The organism is Psychrobacillus sp. NPDC093200 (assembly GCF_050280345.1).
Lineage (GTDB): Bacteria > Bacillota > Bacilli > Bacillales_A > Planococcaceae > Psychrobacillus > Psychrobacillus faecigallinarum.
In genome coordinates this window covers 26006-42768 of record NZ_JBNNVC010000003.1, presented here as the reverse complement: position 1 = coordinate 42768, position 16763 = coordinate 26006, and the positions used below count along the sequence as shown (strand labels likewise).

The following is a 16763-nucleotide window of genomic DNA, read 5'->3' as shown; positions in this document are numbered from 1 at the left end:
AAAATCTATACAATATTCCACTTTAGCTCAGTAATTCTCTTAGATAATCTCTTAGCTCCGTTGCTTCAGCTTCAGATCTATTAAAAACATGCTCTAAGTAGCCAGGTTCTTCCACATCATCCGACCCAATAATAGCTGATCGATTGTATTGAATGTCCATCACAAGTACCTTACCGAAAAATCGAGAACTCTGGACAATTGCTAAATCATATCGCTGGCTTTCTCCAGTAAATCCAACGAATCTTGTTTTTGTATCTTCGACGTCATCATACAAGAAAAATCGTTCCACCCTTGACACTCCTTCCTTACCTATGAATTATGGTACTATAGAATAGAACTATATATCAACTGACCAAGAATTAGGAGGCTGTACAATGTATTTTGTGGACCGTAAAAGTATTGCAATGACATTGAAGCATATGAGAGAATTGCTTGACTTAATAGATAGTAAAAAAGATTGGAATGAAAATAATATAACGAAACTTGCATTAGAGCGAGTGGGACAAAATATGATTGAGTCCATTATAGATGTAGGTAACTCAATGATTGATGGCTTCATTATGAGGGATCCAGGTGGCTATGATGACATAATTGATATTTTGACTGATGAAAAAGTAATTACAGCTGAGATGGATGCGCCTTTAAAAGCTGTTATTGAAATGAGAAAAGAGCTTGTGAGACATTTCTTTTCCGTAGACCATAAGCAATTAGAAAGTGTTCTAGTGAAGAATCTCCCTTATTTACAACTGTTTCCAGAAAGAGTAGAAAATTATTTAATTAATGAGCTTGGGCCAGTTTCAGCATTTTTACCGGAGGACTCCGATGTCCGCCTATAAAGGATACTTTTTAGATTTAGATGGAACTGTATATAAGGGACTAACACCAATTCAGGAATCTGTAGATTTTGTACATTATTTGCAAAACAAAGGGATTGAACCTTTTTTCGTTACTAATAACTCTTCTATGACTCAAAAGCAGCTACAAGCGAAGCTAGCGAAGATGGACATACATACTACTGAGGAGCAAATTATCTCTTCATCGATTGCAGCTGCTAATTACATTGCCGAGCATTATCCTGCAAAAAGCGTTTTTATGATTGGAGAGAAGGGCTTGGAGGATGCTTTATGTTCTGTAGGAATTGAGCCAACGGATGACTTAGCAGAGGTGGTTGTCATGGGAATAGACCATAAAGTCAATTACGAAAAGCTCGCACAAGCTTGTTTGTCAATTAGGGCTGGAGCGGCGTTTATCTCTACAAATAGCGACCACGCTTTCCCAAGTGAAAGAGGCTATCTTCCAGGGAATGGAGCCTTCACCAAATTAGTAGAGCATTCTACAGGTGTTGAACCTATTTTTACTGGAAAGCCGCAACCGTTTATGCTTGAGTTTATTCAAAAAAAGTATGGGTTTAAAAAAGAAGAGATGGTGATGATTGGAGACAATTATCAAACAGACATATTAACCGGCATTCACATGGGAATTGATACTGCTCACGTCAATACTGGAGTTAATAGAACGGAAGAAGTTCAAATGTTCCTTCAAAAACCGACTCATTTTTTAGAAACTTTACATGACTGGATAAAATAAAACACCATTCATTGTTTGGAAGAACAATATAATAACTGTATTAAATAAGGTATTCCTGTTGAGCTTAGAACAGAGAATACCTTATTTCTTTTTCTCACTCATAAATGGAGTAATGCTATTTATGGAATGAATGTATGAAATTGATTTAATAGATTAAAATATATAAAAGGTATCGAGAGAATATCTTCTCGATACCTTTTAAAATAATGGATTTTCTTCAATGTATTTATATATTTTGGCTACAAGATCTTCGGAAGATTCACCCTCTACCACATCACCGTTCACTATGGCGAAAAGTGTTTCGGAACATAGGGAACAATAGCTAAGACAGCCATATTCTAGCACATCTAAATCAGGATCCTGTTCTAATATATCAAAAGCTTCTTGTGAACCATTTGCAAGGTTGCTTATACAAAATTCAACCATTGGATTCATAGCTGTCACCTCACTACATCGTCATGCTACTCTATTTTTTTATAAAGGTCAATTGTGAAGTTTTATTGTGAAATGTGTCACAATCATTTATAATTTGAGGAGACATTGAAACAAAAGGGAGAATATTTATGCGAAAATTAGTATTGTTAGGTGGAGGATATGGGAATATGCGCGTATTACTACGCCTATTACCAAATAATTTGCCAGATGATGTAGAACTCACATTAATAGACCGTACACCATTTCATAGTTTAAAAACAGAATTTTACGCGTTGGCAGCAGGCACATCATCTGATCATGAAATTAGAGTGGCTTTTCCAGAGAGTGACAAGTTAAAAATTACTTATGGAGAAATTGAGAAAATTGATGTAGAAAACAAACAAGTAATTTTACAAGATGAAAAAATAATTCCATACGATGATTTAGTAATTGGACTTGGCTGCGAAGATAAGTATCATAATGTTCCAGGGGCAGATGAATTTACTTATAGCATTCAAACAATTGGGCGCTCTAGAGACACATACAATAAGATTGGTGGATTACCAGCAGGTTCTGTTGTAGGAATCGTGGGGGCAGGTCTAAGTGGAATCGAGCTTGCGAGTGAGCTTCGTGAAAGTAGACCAGATCTAAAAATTAAATTATTTGACCGTAGTCCTCGAGTATTAAGAGACTTTCCAGAACGCTTAAGTAATTTTGTACAAAAATGGTTTGATACAAATGATGTAGACGTGATAAGCAATTCGAATATCACAAAAGTGGAACCAAACAAATTATATAATCATGATGAAATAATTCCGGTAGATGTTGTAGTTTGGACAGCCGGTATTCAGCCAGCTGCTCCTGTTCGTGCTTTACCTGGAGAGAAGGACAAAACTGGTCGCATCATCCTTACTCAATATCATGATCTACCAAGTTACGATAATGTCTTTGTAGTTGGTGATTGTGCATCCTTGCCGTTTGCTCCAAGTGCACAGCTAGCAGAGGAACAGGCAGAGCAGATTGTGAAAGTACTGCAAGCACGCTGGAAGGGTCAGCCACTACCAGAAAAAATGCCAGATATTAAGCTTAAAGGCTTTATGGGATCTCTAGGTAAAAAGCAAGGCTTTGCTTATTTGGCAGATATCTCTGTTACTGGACGTATTGCAAGATTGATGAAATCAGGTTTACTTTGGATGTATAAACGCCATAACGGATAAATTAAAAAAGCTTGGAAACGTGGAGTTAAACGCGTTCCCAAGCTTTTTATTTTTTTATAAAATGCTTTCTCTGGAAAAAAGCATTTTACTTAATAAGCTTATTTGAGTACTTTTTGAAATGATACTTAACGTTATTCTGCTATATAACCGTACTTTTCGAGGGCAGAGAATACAGGCTTTAACTGAATATAACCTTCCCCTATAACTTCCTCGTTTATCATTATTAATGGGTAGAAAAACTCATCATTTGCAATTTGATTAGCAATTGACAGTTGTTTTTCGTCTTCTATTGGCTTTTCTATATCAATATATAAAAATGTTATTTGATGTCCAGGAAATTTTCTGGTAATTGCAGCTTCTAACCATTCATACGTGTCCTTAGAAGAAGGAGCATTCACACAGCTTGCACATACTATATCGGCACCGTAAATTTCAACAGTGAGTTTTTCTTGTGCCATAAAATACTTGTCCCCTTTAACTTATATATTATTTTACCCATCTATATTATAAAGGGGATACGGAAATACTGTCAAAAAGCGAATATCCTTTAAATGATAGAGTTTTAATATGATAGCTTTAGTCATGATTGTTTCATGCACTAACGGTTGTTGATTTAGTTAGTCTGAAAGTCCAGGAATGCAAATCAACTAAAAGGTGGTAATACGAAGAAAGCCTCTACGTCGAATTTTTATGATACAATACTAATCAAATAGAATAATTTCCTTCGGGGTCGGGTGAAATTCCCAATCGACGGTGTTGAGATTATATCTCTAAGCCCGTGAGCCGCTTTTAGTGTGCAGGATTTGGTGCGAGTCCAAAGCCGACAGTTATAGTCTGGATGGGAGAAGGAGTAAGCAAAACATTTTAAAATGGCAATTTTAAAATGTATTTTTTGCTATGCACTTTCATCCCATCACAACCGTGTTGGGAATTTTTTTATTTTACAACAATTTTATATTATTCCTTCGGGGTCGGGTGAAATTCCCAATCGACGGTGTTGAGATTGTATCTCTAAGCCCGTGAGCCACTTTTAGTGTGCAGGATTTGGTGCAAGTCCAAAGCCGACAGTTATAGTCTGGATGGGAGAAGGAAGCAACGCAAGTAGACTTTTGAAAATACATATTCACTAGTCTTATTTGACGAAGCCAAATTTACCTCTCATCGAAACTCCGACAAAAAATGTTCGGGGTTTTTTATTTTGAGAAAGAGGTGAGGAAGATGTTTACAGGGATTATTGAGGAGCTAGGGACTGTTCAGCAGATGAATATGTCTACTCAATCGATGGAAATTTCCATTGGAGCTAGCAAAATTTTAGAAGATGTACAGCTTGGCGATAGCATTGCTGTAAATGGTGTGTGTCTAACTGTTAAAAAGTTTACGAATGATCTGTTTGTGGCAGATGTGATGCCTGAAACGGTTAAATCGACAAGCTTACAGCAACTTAAAAAAGGTTCAACAGTGAATTTAGAAAGAGCAATGTCTGCAAATGGCAGATTCGGCGGTCATATTGTTTCTGGACATGTCGATGGTGTTGCAACGATTCTTCGAAAGAGACCAGCTTCCAATGCAGTATATATCGACTTAGCAATGCCAAAAGAATTGCTTTTTAACTGTTTAATGAAGGGCTCAATCACCATTGATGGTACAAGCCTGACGATTTTTAATGTAACAGATTCTATAATTACTGTTTCTTTAATACCACATACCTTCAAGGAAACGGTGCTTGGCTTAAAACAGACTGGAGAAATTGTCAATATTGAAACGGATTTAATTGGCAAGTATGTAGCAAAGCATCTAGCCAATCAAAATACAGGAAAAGTGACAGTTGATTTCTTACAAAAAGCCGGATTCTAAAGGAGTGGAATGAAATGAATACTATAGACGAAGCAATCGTTGCATTAAAGCAAGGTGAAATCATCATTGTAGTCGATGATGAAAATCGAGAAAATGAAGGTGATTTTGTCGTAATAGGTGAGTATGCAACACCTGAAAACATTAATTTTATGGCAGTGCATGGTCGTGGCTTAATATGCACACCCATTTCAAATGAAATTGCAGAAAGATTGTCATTAGACCCAATGGTAAATAAGAGCACGGATTCACATCAAACAGCCTTTACCATTAGTATTGATCATAAATCAACAACAACAGGCATTAGTGCATTTGAACGATCTTATACAATTCTTGCACTATTAAATAATCAAGCTGTAGCAACAGATTTCAACCGTCCAGGACATGTATTCCCTCTTATCGCAAAAAAAGGGGGAGTTATAGAGCGTCGTGGTCATACAGAAGCAGGTGTAGAACTAGCTAAATTATGTGGTTCAAAAGAAGTCGCTGTTATTTGTGAGATTATGAACGAGGACGGTACAATGGCACGCATGCCACAACTTGAAAAAATTGCAGAAAAATTTCAAATGAAGTTTATTACGATAGAAGATTTAGTGAAATACACAGAAGCGAATTATAAAGCTTACGTAAAAGGAGAATGAGCATGGGACAAATTTTTGAGGCACAGCTAGTCGGTACAGATTTAAAAATAGGAATTGTAGTAGGAAGATTTAATGAGTTTATTAATGACAAATTATTAAGCGGTGCACTAGACGGTTTAAAACGTCACGGAGTTGAGGAAGGAAATATTGATATCGCTTGGGTGCCAGGAGCATTTGAAGTACCATTTATCGCAAAGAAAATGGCAAATACGAAAAACTACGATGCAATAATCGGCTTAGGTACTGTAATACGTGGATCTACTACGCACTATGACTATGTATGTAATGAAGCAGCAAAAGGCATTGCAAAAGCAGGCCTAGATACGGGTATACCTGTTATTTTTGGTATAGTGACAACGGAAAATATTGAACAAGCAATTGAGCGTGCAGGAACAAAAGCTGGAAACAAAGGCTATGACAGTGCGGTTTCTGCAATTGAAATGGCGAATTTAAATCGTTTATTTTAAGAAAAGAGAATCGATACACGTGACATTGCATAAAATATAATTGGTTGGCTGTGAATACTGGCAAAGTGCTATTTATGAAATTAACCGACAAATCTTTAAGCAATTCTTATTGAGAATTACCTATTCTCGCTTTTCCAATAGTATATTTAAAGCACCTCTGAAACATGTACTGGTTTATTTGTACATGTACAGAGATGCTTACGTTTTCAGTGAATTAGCCTAAGTTATTTACTAGATTGAGGGAAACTTGTAAATTGTATAGACGCCATCCTTAAGAGGAGCTGCTGTTAAACAGCTATAAGACTACGAACGGTAAGTTGTCCAAGATATCTGCCGGGATTTGCAGAATATCCTATTACTGTTGGGGAAGTAACAGTAGCATTGATGACAATACGACCTGTATTTCCTAATAAACCAACTGCTAAAAGAGCATCTCCTGATGCAATTGCTACGTCCTGAGAGCTACCAGAGTTAGCATCGGTAAATAAAGGAATAGTTGCTATAACAATTCCTAAAAGATTTACTACCTCTAAAGTTGCAGTTACTGAAACAGTCTCGTTACCTGCATACGCATAAAACGCGCTAAGTGGCAAAGCAAGTCCTAGAATTGGTAAAGTTCCAATGTCGAAAATGCTTTGGAATGTAACCGTTTGGTTGGATGCTGTATTCGGTGACCAGATATAAGCGCTGCTGCCATCAATTAAAGGAGACAACATAGCTGGTGCGGTTGGTACTGCTGGTGTTGGAAGAGTACCTGGTAAAGCAGCTGTATCAGCAATGACTTGAGTATTTGCTGGAGTCGTAAATGCTTGTAAGGTTAAAACCATAAAAAAACACCTCCTCGAAGTTTATTTGCCAACAAATGGCATACTGTAACATATGAACTTTTAGTAGAGGAAGCTAGTCTAATAGACTAGAATCGAAAATAAATTTATTTTGGAAAGATATATTGGGGAATAAAAGCCTGAAATAACACGATTCTCGCTTTTTATTATTAATATTAAGTATATAGTCTATATACAAATCATCTTAAAAATGATTTTTATCTTAAAATAAAACAGGGTAAATAATATTTTATGAATCTTAGGGAACACTCTTATCACGGTGTGTTTTGTGGGGAGTAAACACTTCCATTTAACCAACAATTATTCTATAATGATTATAGCGAAAGGAGTCGACATATATGACTGATACAATTAACGAACAAGTACAAGAAGTTTTAGATAAATTGCGTCCATTCTTACTACGTGACGGCGGAGACTGCGAGCTTGTTGACGTTGAAGACGGTATTGTAAAATTACGCCTTTTAGGAGCATGCGGGAGCTGCCCAAGTTCTACTATCACGTTAAAAGCTGGTATTGAACGCGCTTTATTAGAGGAAGTACCTGGAATAGTAGAAGTAGAACAAGTATTTTAATGACAACACATATAAAAAAGAAGCCTGAATGAGGCTTCTTTTTTTCACCCTCGCATTTCCTGCCAACGCTCTTTTGCCATTTCAATTAGCTTGGGTTCTATAGAGGTACTTTGTTTTTCGATTACTTTGGAAAAATAACGTGTAGCTAATTCTCGGTCACCTATTCGTCTAGAAAGCTCTGCTATCATATATATAATTCGTGTCTCGGACATTTGAGTTCCATTGTAATCTTCGCTAGAATAGGAGTCTGAATAACGATCTCTGGCTATTTCTAGAAATCTATTTTCATCTTCTTTGTTTTCCATTATGCGGTAGAGCCAAGCAGTACGAAGTGCTAAGCCGGCAATAGAGACAAATTTTTCTTTTTTTAACGTTCCACACAGTATGCCTAATTTATATGTAGTGATCCCATCTTGTGTCGTTCGGACGTCACCATAGGAACGTGGTATCCAATTAGTCGATATTTTCTCTTTAATGATTTCTTTAAGTCCAGGTGCAAAATACTTGGTGAAGTCATCGGTAAAAGAAAAGCCACAATGCTCACAGACAAATACATTATATAATAACGGGTTGATATCTTTATTTTGATATATTGGTTGAAAGTCTGTTTCATGAGATTCGACTTTTATAAATTTTGAACGTATCTTAGTTGATTTAAATTTGTTTTTACAATGTAAGCATTCGATATCTTTTTGGTAATATGGAGTTATTTCCATTTTATCTTCTCCTTATTCTCGTTCTTGGTTTTATTATACTGTAAAAATATTTCGAAAGCGAGGTAACTTAAGTAGTTTTCCTTGTATAGATTGTGATTAAATTGATATTATATAAATAAGGAAGGAATGTGATTCAGATGACAGAAGTAGTTAATTTGTCTGAAGCGGCAGCTTACCGCGTCAAAGAGATGATGGTTCACAACGAGGAAGAAGGTTCACTTCTCCGTGTATCTGTTAACGGTGGCGGATGTAGCGGTCTTTCTTACGGTATGGGATTTGAAAAAGAGAAAAATGAAGACGATATAGTTTTACATCAGCATGATTTAGAAATAATTATATCTAGTGAAGATGCTTCTATTCTCCAAGGTACAGTCATCGATTACAAAGAATCGTTGATGGGTGGAGGCTTTACCATCGATAACCCTAATGCAATTGCATCCTGTGGCTGTGGTTCATCATTTAGAACTGCTAAAAAAGAAGGCACACCGGAAAGCTGCTAAATATTCGAAAGAACATTTTCTTACTTAAGGAAATGTTCTTTTTTAAAGGATAAGAAAGTAAATTACGTTTGGAAGTCAAAGAGGATCTAACTGGTTGCTCTCGCTTTCCCCCATTTGCTTGTCGGGACAGAACTAGGCGCTTGCGCTTTTCTTGTTGTCTAGCTCCAGCACCTTGCCCCTCGAGGTCAAATGGGAAAAAGCTGCGGTGGCTGAAGAACTGCCTCCTCGCTTTCCCCCATTTGCTTGTCGGGACAGATCTCTAGGCGCTTGCGCTTTTCTTATGGGCTAATTGTCTGTATATTCCCACCTTTGCAATGTTGTTAAATAGTGTTGAAATCCTATTCTAAAAGGTCTAAAATAGGATGTAGTGAAAAATTTGTCGGAAAAATGACAAAGTCCATTTCTAATTGTGAATTATTCGTATCATTAGATTCATAAAAAATATAAAAAGGTGGTTGCGATCTTCGTGAAAAGACCAACAATTCTAGTATTAGGTGCAGGTTATGGTGGATTATCTACTGTAGTGAACCTTCAAAAATTAGTAGGTACCGATGAAGCAGATATTATTTTAGTAAATAAAAATGACTATCACTACGAGTCTACTTGGTTACATGAGGCTTCAGCTGGAACTTTACGTCCAGACCAAGTGCGTTATGATATTCAAGGTGTTATAAATAAAAGCAAGGTACAATTTGTAAAAGCAACTGTCGAAGGCATTGATGTTAATACTAAGAAGGTAGCAACAAGTGCTGGAGAATACACATATGATTATTTAGTAATCGGTTTAGGCTTTGAAGGTGAAACATTTGGAATCACTGGTTTAGATAAATATGCACTATCAATTGCAAATGTAAATGCTGCTCGTCAAATCCGTGATCATATCGAATACCAATTTGCTACATGGTCTACAGAAGAAAACAGAGACGATGCTCGTTTAACTATTGTAGTAGGAGGAGCTGGCTTCTCTGGTATTGAATTTTTAGGTGAATTAGGTAATCGTATTCCTGAGCTTTGTGAAGAATACGATGTACCAAAAGAAAAAGTACGCGTTGTCTGCGTAGAAGCTGCTCCTATGGTATTACCTGGTTTTGATCCTGAGCTAGTTGAATATGCTGTTCGTCAATTAGAAGCAAAAGGAATCGAGTTCTCTATAGGTACACCAGTAGTAGAAGCTACTCCTGAAGGCGTTAAAATTAAAAAAGGCGAAGAAGAATTTGAATTCATCAAAGCTGGTACTGTAGTATGGGCTGCTGGTGTTCGTGGAAACCGCTTAATCGAAACTTCTGGTATCGAAAATATGCGTGCTCGCGTTAAAGTTGAAAAAGATATGCGTGCACCTGGATTCCCAGACGTATTCATCGTTGGTGACTGTGCTCTAATGATTAATGAAGAAACAAATCGCCCATACCCACCGACTGCTCAAATTGCTATGCAACAAGCTGTAACAGTTGCTAAAAATATCGTAGCCCTAATGAAAGGCGAAAATACAAAGGAATTTGTTCCTGAACTAAAAGGAACAGTTTGTTCTCTTGGTGAGCATGATGCAATTGGAGATGTAATGGGTAGAAAACTTACTGGTACTAAAGCATCCATCATGAAAAAGGTTATTGATAACCGTGCTCTTTTCATGATCGGTGGAGTTCCATTAGTGCTTAAAAAAGGTAAATTTAAATTATAAAAGAAAAACAATAAATGGCTCCCACTGTAACTCTCAGTGGGAGCTTTTTTAAAGTATAAAAGGTAAGTATGCTTTTGTTAAAGGAGATGGATTATTTGTCGAAGGATAAACGAGGAAATGTCTGGTTGGGAGCTGCAGGATTAGTTTTAAACAACAAGGGTGAATGGCTAGTTGTTAAAAAACGATATGGTGGCTTAGAAGGAAGATGGTCTTTACCTGCAGGCTTTGTAAATGGTGATGAAACAATTGAACAGGCTGCCGTACGTGAAGTTAAGGAAGAAACTGCGGTAGATTGTACAGTTAAAAATATGATCGGTTTTAGAAGTGGGGTCTTACAGGGAAAAATCAGTGATAATATGGCCATTTTTCTTCTTAAACCAATTGAAGAGGAACCGATTATTCAAGTGCAGCTTTCTGAGCTATATGAGGCCAAATGGATACTTCCAAGTGATTTACTGGAAGATGAGAACGCTTCTGTAATGCTGCATGAATTAGCAGCTGCGTCTTTAGAAATTGGCTTTCCAACTATCGAAGGGATAAATCCTGGAGACATATTTGGGTATACTAGCTATAAATTATTCATAAAATAATCCGAACATAAATAGACTAAATTCATGTCATTAAAAATTCAACTGTGACTAGCTCTACTAATAGTGGTTAGCTTATAGAACTTCGATAAAAAGTCTTATGAAACAAAGCATTTTTCATAAGACAGTCTATTTTTCTTTACTTAAGCACTTTTAAAACACGTATCAAATATATTTTGTTTTTTATTTACAAATATATTAATCCGTGATATATTATCTGAATATTAAAATAAATATTCAAGGAGGCGTATTATATGATTAAATTTAAAACAGAAACTGTAAAGTCTTGTCCTTATTGTAAAGGTGAAGGATATTTCCAACTTAGACTTGGTGGATCAGAAACGTGTGGCTGCTGTAATGGCTCTGGAAAAAGTAATAAGAAGATTATTTGACAAAAATGTGAAAAGAAACAAGTACATTGAATCCACGCCTCCGTTAAGGTAAACTATTTAGAGATACTACGGAGGTATATGATTATGAATTTTACAATTACACAGATGATTCTTTCAGTACTAATTTTTCTAGTTATGTTTTTTGGAATCGCCTTCTTATTAAATATGTTACTAAGAATGTCCTGGTTTGTGGCTATTTTATATCCACTAATTGTGGTATTTATCATTGATGAGGTAGGGTTCTTTGATTATTTCACTAACCCGGGTTCTTCATTCTCTGCTCTTGGAGATAAGTTTGTTTCTTTGCATATGGCAGATATCGTAATTTTAACAAGTGGTTTTGTAGGAGCAATTATTGCGGGGATCGTTATTAAAATGCTTCGGAAAAGTGGATATCAAATGTTCTAAAAAGGGATGGCCTTATAGCCATCTTTTTTTTATTGGTAAGAAAAAGCATATGCATAATTCCGAAGTACATACTTAGCCTCAAGGTAACTGTATAGAAAGGTATGGGAAAAAGAAACGAATATTATGTATCAATCGACTAATGCATTAGAAAAGGAGTGGTAGTATTGAAAAAGTATGTGATTATAACAGTAATGATGCTAGGGAATCTATTGTTATGGGGATGCTCGGATGAATCAAGCAACAGTTCAATAGACCAAAACACTACAACAGAAGTAACCATTGGTAATCCTACTGCACAAGAAATTCTGGAAATTGATTCAAAAGCTGATATTTTTCAGTGGGATAGTATAATCTATAGTACGAATATTGAGTGGGTTAACGAACTTGTCTTAACAGAAGGTGATTTAGTAGGGAAAATTGAGTATAACACTTCTAATCCAATGGATTTTAAAGATTCTACAGCAAATATTCTGCCCATTGGTACTGAAATATTTAAAGCTAAAGAACGTAATGATGTACTTATTACTAAGTACAATGATGAATTAAAATACTATTATCAATTAGTTGAAGGATAAACAACAAATAGAGTCCAATTAGGAAAAAACAAGAAGCGTATTCGATTTAAGGCGAATACGCTTCTAGAGATAATAAAATACTAAACAAGTTTAACAGTACCTGTTATTTAGAGAATAATGCACAGTAGTTGTGGGCAAGAGGAATGTATATTTAAACTACATTTGATTTAACTCTTAACTTGTAAAAAAGCTATAAAATCACGGTGTAAATAATGATAGATATCATAATCCCAGTTAGGGCACCCATAAATACCTCTATTGGTTTATGACCAAGCAACGTTTTTAATTCTTCTAGCTTTTCTTCACTTTTCTTTTGTCCCCAACCTTTTGTCTGATCCACAAATGCCTGAAAATCTACACGCATTTGATTGATAATAATGGCTTGCTGGCCAGCCTGGAATCTGACACCAGTTGCATCGAACATCACTATAACTGCAAATACAGTAGCAACTGCAAAGAGAGGTGAGTCTAAACCTGTCTCAAAAGCAATAGCTGTGCAAAGAGAAGTTACAGCCGCAGAGTGGGAACTAGGCATTCCACCAGTAGAAGTAAATAACTTCCAATCAACCTTTTTGGTGACCAAAAAATGAATAGGTATTTTCACGAACTGAGCAAAGAAAATAGAAAATAGAGCAGCTAGTAATGGAGTATTTTGGAGGATTGTCAGAGTAGACACAGCCTTTCAAGGAAAACTTTAGTTAGTACTAGTATAACATATTACTACTATTCGAAAAATCAAACTTGTTGCTATATAATGATAATGTATCCAAATTATCTAGGGGGAAAAATAATGATTATAAATACTAATGAAGTATTATTCGAAGAAGTGCAATCAGAAACACTAGTGGTGGGCATTCCAAAGCATCCTGAAAACACAGAGAAGTGGGATGCATTGTTAAATGCTTTTGGAGACCACATCCTAGAATGGGTAAAAAGCGGAGACATTTCATCAGATTTAAAAAAAATAGTAAAAGTACCAGTTGCTAATCAGGAAACTGTAAAAAGAATTCTTTTTGTCGGGCTTGGTGACCGCAAAAAGTTAACTCAAGAGAACATTCGTGAGGCATTTGGCTTAGTAGGCAAAGAACTTCTTTCGAGTAAGCCAGAGTCTTTAGCAGTTTGGATACCATCATTTACATCAGAAACAGCTACAGAAGCCGATGTAGCGTATTTAGCAGCCGAAGGAATTGGAATGGGTGCATTCGTTTATGAAGGCTACAAAACATCCTCTAATGTCCCTGATTACTATTTACCTGCCATCGAGCTATTAACTGACACTGATCCGGACGAAGCTGCTACTTATTTTGAGGTAGGAAGTATTTATGCAGATGCAGTAAATGAAGCAAGAATTTTAGTAAACACACCAGGAAACGTATTAACTTCTACACAGCTAGGTGAGTATGCAAGAGAGCTTGGAGAAACATATGGCTTTGAAACAGAAATTTTAGGTAAGAAAGAAATAGAAGAACTTGGGATGGGAGCATTACTTGCAGTAAATCAAGGATCTGTTGAAGAACCGCGATTAATCGCTTTGAAATATCAGGCAACAGAAAACTGGGATGATGTAGTGGCACTTGTTGGTAAAGGAATTACTTTTGATACAGGTGGTTACTCTCTCAAAACGAAGGCAGGTATCGTTGGGATGAAGGGCGATATGGGAGGTGCTGCAGCAGTATTAGGCGCAATGCAAATTATTGGAGAGCTTCGTCCAAATAAAAATGTTATTGCAGTTATACCTTCCACAGACAATATGATTTCTGGTAATGCCTTCAAGCCTGATGACGTCATCACTTCGATGAGTGGAAAAACAATTGAAATTTTAAACACGGATGCAGAAGGCCGTCTTGTTCTAGCAGATGCGGTTACTTATGCAAAACAACAAGGAGCTAACTATATCGTAGACGTTGCTACTTTAACAGGTGGCGTTATTACAGCTCTTGGATATGACAAGACAGGTGCACTTACAAATGACGAGGAGTTTTTTGAAACCTTTATGGAATCCTCTTTAGAAACTGGCGAGTTTGTATGGAGATTGCCTTTAACAGAAAACGATAAAAAACGTATCCGCAAAAGTGATGTGGCTGACTTGAATAATTCTCCTGGAGGAGATGGTCATATGATATTTGGAGGCGGTTTTGTTGGAGAGTTCGTGGAGGAAACACCATGGATTCACTTAGACATAGCTGGAACATCTGACTCTAAATCTGCCTATGATTTTGGACCAAAAGGTGGTACCGGTGTAATGGTACGAACATTGGCTACTCTTATCGAAAGAATGGCTGAAGAAGAGTAGGGTATACGCACAGGACACTTATCCCATATAGCATACACTGTGTTGAAAGGAGGAACATTATGCCTAGATATCAACGCGGTGGTTATGGAGGTAGAGGTCCGGGTGGCCCAGGAGGCTATGGAGGCTATGGTGGATTTGGTGGAGGTTTCGGTGGTTTTGGAGCGCCATTATTAGGAGGCTTTGTAGGAGGTCTTTTAGGTTCTTCCATTGTTGGCTTTGGTGCCAGACAACCTTATCCTTATCAGCCATATCCATACCAACCGTATCCTTACTACAACAATTTTACACCGTATTACCCGTACTACTAAAAAAGAGCTATTGCCATTCCTTGATATATCAGGGAAGGTAATAGCTTTTTTAAAATTTGGTTCTGTTAAATTTTGATATTGATTTTCCTTCTGAAGAATATCGAATGCAATTTTTTTGGCATTCCCCGTTTGATTTATTCACCGATATTGTATTAATTATCTTATAAGTAAATCTATATATATTTGGCTGTCTAAAACATAATATCCATTCAGCATTTATAATTTCTTTTTCATTGAGTTCTATTTTTACAGCTTTGTTATCTAGCACTTCATTATAAATTTTCGTTATTAATTCAATGGTAAATATCTCTTGATTTTTATATTCGTCAAAATGACTGCTTCTTTTGTAATTTAGAATTTTCACTTTGCGATTATTAATTTTTATATTGAGATGTTTACCTAATTTTTTATTTGACCTAATCGTACTTCATTCCTTTCATTGTAAGTGAAGAAAACTAACCATTTTCTTTTGAAAAACGCAATCCTGTCTAATGTGTCAGTTATTTTAAGTACGAATGACATTTGATATTAGTTTTCCAATAAAAAAGTGTAGACAAAGTGATAAAACACTCTGCCTACACACTAAAGTAAATTAGCATCAAACTTTGATTTTCATGTTCTTTCTTTTTTCTTCCACTACCTCTTCTAAATCATCTCGAACTGTGAGGTCGCAGCATTCCACACCAGAGTAATAGGCAGCTCTTCCCATCATGTGTCCACCTACAGGTCCAGTGATGAAAAGAAACAGAATGCCAAGCAAAATACGAGAATTAAACGTCCCCTCGATTAACCAAAAGTGAAGAAACACACCTATTAAAATGCTCATAACCCCAAGTGTAGCACTCTTGGAAGCTGCATGTGCTCTTGTATAGACGTCTGGTAGTCGGAACAAGCCAATTGCAGTAACCAAGATAAAAATAGTTCCAAAGGAAATAGTACCTACGATAAATATATTAGCTATTACGGTCACGTTGAATGATTTCTCCCTTCTCCGTGAATTTAGAAAACGCTACTGTTCCTATAAAGGAAAGAACAGCTAACAATAGAATGACCTCTAAGAAGAATGGAGTATCAAACAGAATTGATATTAGACCAATTAAAGAGATTAGACCCACTCCAATTGCATCTAAGGCTATTACGCGATCGGGAGTAGTCGGACCCTTTACAAGTCGGTATAAGAAGCCTAGTAAAGCGGCGCTTATTAACACGACAATCACCCATAAAAAAGTTATCATGATCTACTCACCTCCAAAATTGCTTTCTCAAAAGTATCGCGTATGGAGTTAACCGCTTCGTCAATATTACTAAACTCAATAGAATGAATATATAACGTTTTATTGTCATCCGAAACATCAATAACTACCGTACCAGGTGTTAATGTTATAAGGCTGGATAACAACGTTATTTCCCAGTCCTCGGTTAAAACCGTTTCCAAGGCAAATATGGCAGGACGGATGGGCATTTCAGGCTTTACGATTAACTTTAATACCGAGAAGTTAGAAAGTATTAGCTCCTTTAAAAATAAGACAGCCAATTTTATAACCGCCCATACTCGATCCATATAAAACCGTGATTTAAAGGATTTTCTTAGTATGAAAAGCATTAGTAAGCCTAGCAGATATCCCACGATGAAGGTAGTAGGCTTAAAGGATACCGATAAAAACATCCAGGTCAGGGCAATGAAAACATTTAACAAAATTTGAAACGCCATA

23 protein-coding genes, 1 pseudogene and 2 riboswitches are annotated in these 16763 nt (G+C 36.4%); of the genes and pseudogenes, 15 read left to right on the top strand and 9 right to left on the bottom strand.

The annotated features are described in order from the left end of the window. Window positions 1-22: 22 nt before the first annotated feature. Complete coding sequence (locus tag ACQKNZ_RS13755; protein WP_144538639.1) at window positions 23-289, bottom strand: DUF3055 domain-containing protein; 267 nt, start codon at window positions 287-289, stop codon at window positions 23-25. An 85-nt stretch (window positions 290-374) separates the two neighbouring features. Here ACQKNZ_RS13755 and ACQKNZ_RS13750 point away from each other — a divergent pair, with 85 nt between their 5' ends. Together ACQKNZ_RS13750 and ACQKNZ_RS13745 are read left to right on the top strand one after the other, a co-directional pair. After that, window positions 375-836, top strand: coding sequence for a DUF86 domain-containing protein (locus ACQKNZ_RS13750; protein ID WP_144538638.1), 462 nt, complete (start codon window positions 375-377; stop codon window positions 834-836). Then, complete coding sequence (locus tag ACQKNZ_RS13745) at window positions 823-1587, top strand: TIGR01457 family HAD-type hydrolase (protein WP_427660201.1); 765 nt, start codon at window positions 823-825, stop codon at window positions 1585-1587. The genes ACQKNZ_RS13750 and ACQKNZ_RS13745 overlap by 14 nt, the downstream gene beginning before the upstream one ends. A 198-nt stretch (window positions 1588-1785) precedes the next feature. Here the strand turns inward: ACQKNZ_RS13745 and ACQKNZ_RS13740 are convergent, their stop codons facing one another. Further along, window positions 1786-2022, bottom strand: coding sequence for a YuzB family protein (locus ACQKNZ_RS13740; protein WP_144538636.1), 237 nt, complete (start codon window positions 2020-2022; stop codon window positions 1786-1788). A 128-nt stretch (window positions 2023-2150) separates the two neighbouring features. Between ACQKNZ_RS13740 and ACQKNZ_RS13735 the strand changes: the two genes are divergently transcribed. Beyond that, a complete protein-coding gene (locus ACQKNZ_RS13735; protein WP_144538635.1) occupies window positions 2151-3218 on the top strand; it encodes an NAD(P)/FAD-dependent oxidoreductase in 1068 nt (355 codons plus the stop codon). A gap of 131 nt (window positions 3219-3349) precedes the next feature. On the opposite strand, the gene ACQKNZ_RS13730 is transcribed toward ACQKNZ_RS13735, so the two are convergent. After that, window positions 3350-3676 (bottom strand): YuzD family protein, encoded by a 327-nt coding sequence (locus ACQKNZ_RS13730; RefSeq protein ID WP_144538634.1) that lies wholly within the window; start codon window positions 3674-3676, stop codon window positions 3350-3352. A gap of 258 nt (window positions 3677-3934) precedes the next feature. Beyond that, window positions 3935-4072: riboswitch (FMN riboswitch) on the top strand. A gap of 103 nt (window positions 4073-4175) precedes the next feature. Further along, a riboswitch (FMN riboswitch) is annotated at window positions 4176-4313 on the top strand. 123 nt (window positions 4314-4436) lie between these two features. Between ACQKNZ_RS13730 and ribE the strand changes: the two genes are divergently transcribed. The 3 genes and pseudogenes from ribE (at window position 4437) to ribH (ending at window position 6177) form a co-directional block, all read left to right on the top strand. Next, window positions 4437-5072: a riboflavin synthase gene (gene ribE, locus ACQKNZ_RS13725; RefSeq protein WP_144538633.1), complete on the top strand. Its 636-nt coding sequence runs from the start codon at window positions 4437-4439 to the stop codon at window positions 5070-5072. A 14-nt stretch (window positions 5073-5086) separates the two neighbouring features. After that, window positions 5087-5671: pseudogene (ribB, locus tag ACQKNZ_RS13720) on the top strand (3,4-dihydroxy-2-butanone-4-phosphate synthase); the annotation flags it as partial. A 41-nt stretch (window positions 5672-5712) separates the two neighbouring features. Beyond that, window positions 5713-6177: a 6,7-dimethyl-8-ribityllumazine synthase gene (ribH, locus tag ACQKNZ_RS13715; RefSeq protein ID WP_154310218.1), complete on the top strand. Its 465-nt coding sequence runs from the start codon at window positions 5713-5715 to the stop codon at window positions 6175-6177. Between the two features lie 287 nt (window positions 6178-6464). Here the strand turns inward: ribH and ACQKNZ_RS13710 are convergent, their stop codons facing one another. Further along, window positions 6465-7004: a hypothetical protein gene (locus tag ACQKNZ_RS13710; protein WP_144538630.1), complete on the bottom strand. Its 540-nt coding sequence runs from the start codon at window positions 7002-7004 to the stop codon at window positions 6465-6467. 356 nt (window positions 7005-7360) lie between these two features. On the opposite strand from ACQKNZ_RS13710, the gene ACQKNZ_RS13705 reads away from it, so the two are divergent. Continuing rightward, window positions 7361-7594 (top strand): NifU family protein, encoded by a 234-nt coding sequence (locus tag ACQKNZ_RS13705; RefSeq protein ID WP_144538629.1) that lies wholly within the window; start codon window positions 7361-7363, stop codon window positions 7592-7594. Window positions 7595-7638: 44 nt separating this feature from the next. On the opposite strand, the gene ACQKNZ_RS13700 is transcribed toward ACQKNZ_RS13705, so the two are convergent. Continuing rightward, complete coding sequence (locus tag ACQKNZ_RS13700; RefSeq protein WP_427660197.1) at window positions 7639-8310, bottom strand: DUF2225 domain-containing protein; 672 nt, start codon at window positions 8308-8310, stop codon at window positions 7639-7641. A 137-nt stretch (window positions 8311-8447) separates the two neighbouring features. Here ACQKNZ_RS13700 and ACQKNZ_RS13695 point away from each other — a divergent pair, with 137 nt between their 5' ends. The 6 genes from ACQKNZ_RS13695 (at window position 8448) to ACQKNZ_RS13670 (ending at window position 12450) form a co-directional block, all read left to right on the top strand. Next, entirely contained in the window at window positions 8448-8810 is a 363-nt protein-coding gene (locus ACQKNZ_RS13695) for a HesB/IscA family protein (protein WP_151113337.1), read from the top strand. 466 nt (window positions 8811-9276) lie between these two features. After that, window positions 9277-10488 (top strand): NAD(P)/FAD-dependent oxidoreductase, encoded by a 1212-nt coding sequence (locus ACQKNZ_RS13690; protein WP_144538626.1) that lies wholly within the window; start codon window positions 9277-9279, stop codon window positions 10486-10488. Between the two features lie 86 nt (window positions 10489-10574). Beyond that, window positions 10575-11078, top strand: a complete 504-nt coding sequence (locus ACQKNZ_RS13685; RefSeq protein WP_404814916.1) for an NUDIX domain-containing protein — start codon at window positions 10575-10577, stop codon at window positions 11076-11078. 251 nt (window positions 11079-11329) lie between these two features. After that, window positions 11330-11467 carry a YuiA family protein gene (locus ACQKNZ_RS13680; RefSeq protein WP_427660194.1) on the top strand — a complete coding sequence of 46 codons (138 nt, stop codon included), beginning with the start codon at window positions 11330-11332 and terminating at the stop codon, window positions 11465-11467. Between the two features lie 78 nt (window positions 11468-11545). Further along, window positions 11546-11875: a YuiB family protein gene (locus ACQKNZ_RS13675; protein WP_144538624.1), complete on the top strand. Its 330-nt coding sequence runs from the start codon at window positions 11546-11548 to the stop codon at window positions 11873-11875. A gap of 164 nt (window positions 11876-12039) precedes the next feature. After that, complete coding sequence (locus ACQKNZ_RS13670; RefSeq protein ID WP_144538623.1) at window positions 12040-12450, top strand: hypothetical protein; 411 nt, start codon at window positions 12040-12042, stop codon at window positions 12448-12450. A 190-nt stretch (window positions 12451-12640) separates the two neighbouring features. On the opposite strand, the gene ACQKNZ_RS13665 is transcribed toward ACQKNZ_RS13670, so the two are convergent. Further along, window positions 12641-13117, bottom strand: coding sequence for a divergent PAP2 family protein (locus tag ACQKNZ_RS13665; protein WP_144539156.1), 477 nt, complete (start codon window positions 13115-13117; stop codon window positions 12641-12643). A gap of 123 nt (window positions 13118-13240) precedes the next feature. On the opposite strand from ACQKNZ_RS13665, the gene ACQKNZ_RS13660 reads away from it, so the two are divergent. Beyond that, window positions 13241-14743, top strand: a complete 1503-nt coding sequence (locus ACQKNZ_RS13660) for a leucyl aminopeptidase (protein ID WP_340863485.1) — start codon at window positions 13241-13243, stop codon at window positions 14741-14743. 59 nt (window positions 14744-14802) lie between these two features. Then, window positions 14803-15051 (top strand): hypothetical protein, encoded by a 249-nt coding sequence (locus ACQKNZ_RS13655; protein ID WP_144538621.1) that lies wholly within the window; start codon window positions 14803-14805, stop codon window positions 15049-15051. A 598-nt stretch (window positions 15052-15649) separates the two neighbouring features. Here ACQKNZ_RS13655 and mnhG read toward each other — a convergent pair. The 3 genes from mnhG to ACQKNZ_RS13640 are packed head-to-tail and all read right to left on the bottom strand — an operon-like array spanning window position 15650 to window position 16762. Next, entirely contained in the window at window positions 15650-16021 is a 372-nt protein-coding gene (gene mnhG / locus ACQKNZ_RS13650) for a monovalent cation/H(+) antiporter subunit G (protein ID WP_151113345.1), read from the bottom strand. Continuing rightward, complete coding sequence (locus tag ACQKNZ_RS13645; protein ID WP_144538619.1) at window positions 16005-16286, bottom strand: Na(+)/H(+) antiporter subunit F1; 282 nt, start codon at window positions 16284-16286, stop codon at window positions 16005-16007. The genes mnhG and ACQKNZ_RS13645 overlap by 17 nt, the downstream gene beginning before the upstream one ends. Continuing rightward, a complete protein-coding gene (locus tag ACQKNZ_RS13640; protein ID WP_144538618.1) occupies window positions 16283-16762 on the bottom strand; it encodes a Na+/H+ antiporter subunit E in 480 nt (159 codons plus the stop codon). The genes ACQKNZ_RS13645 and ACQKNZ_RS13640 overlap by 4 nt, the downstream gene beginning before the upstream one ends. Window position 16763: the final 1 nt, after the last annotated feature.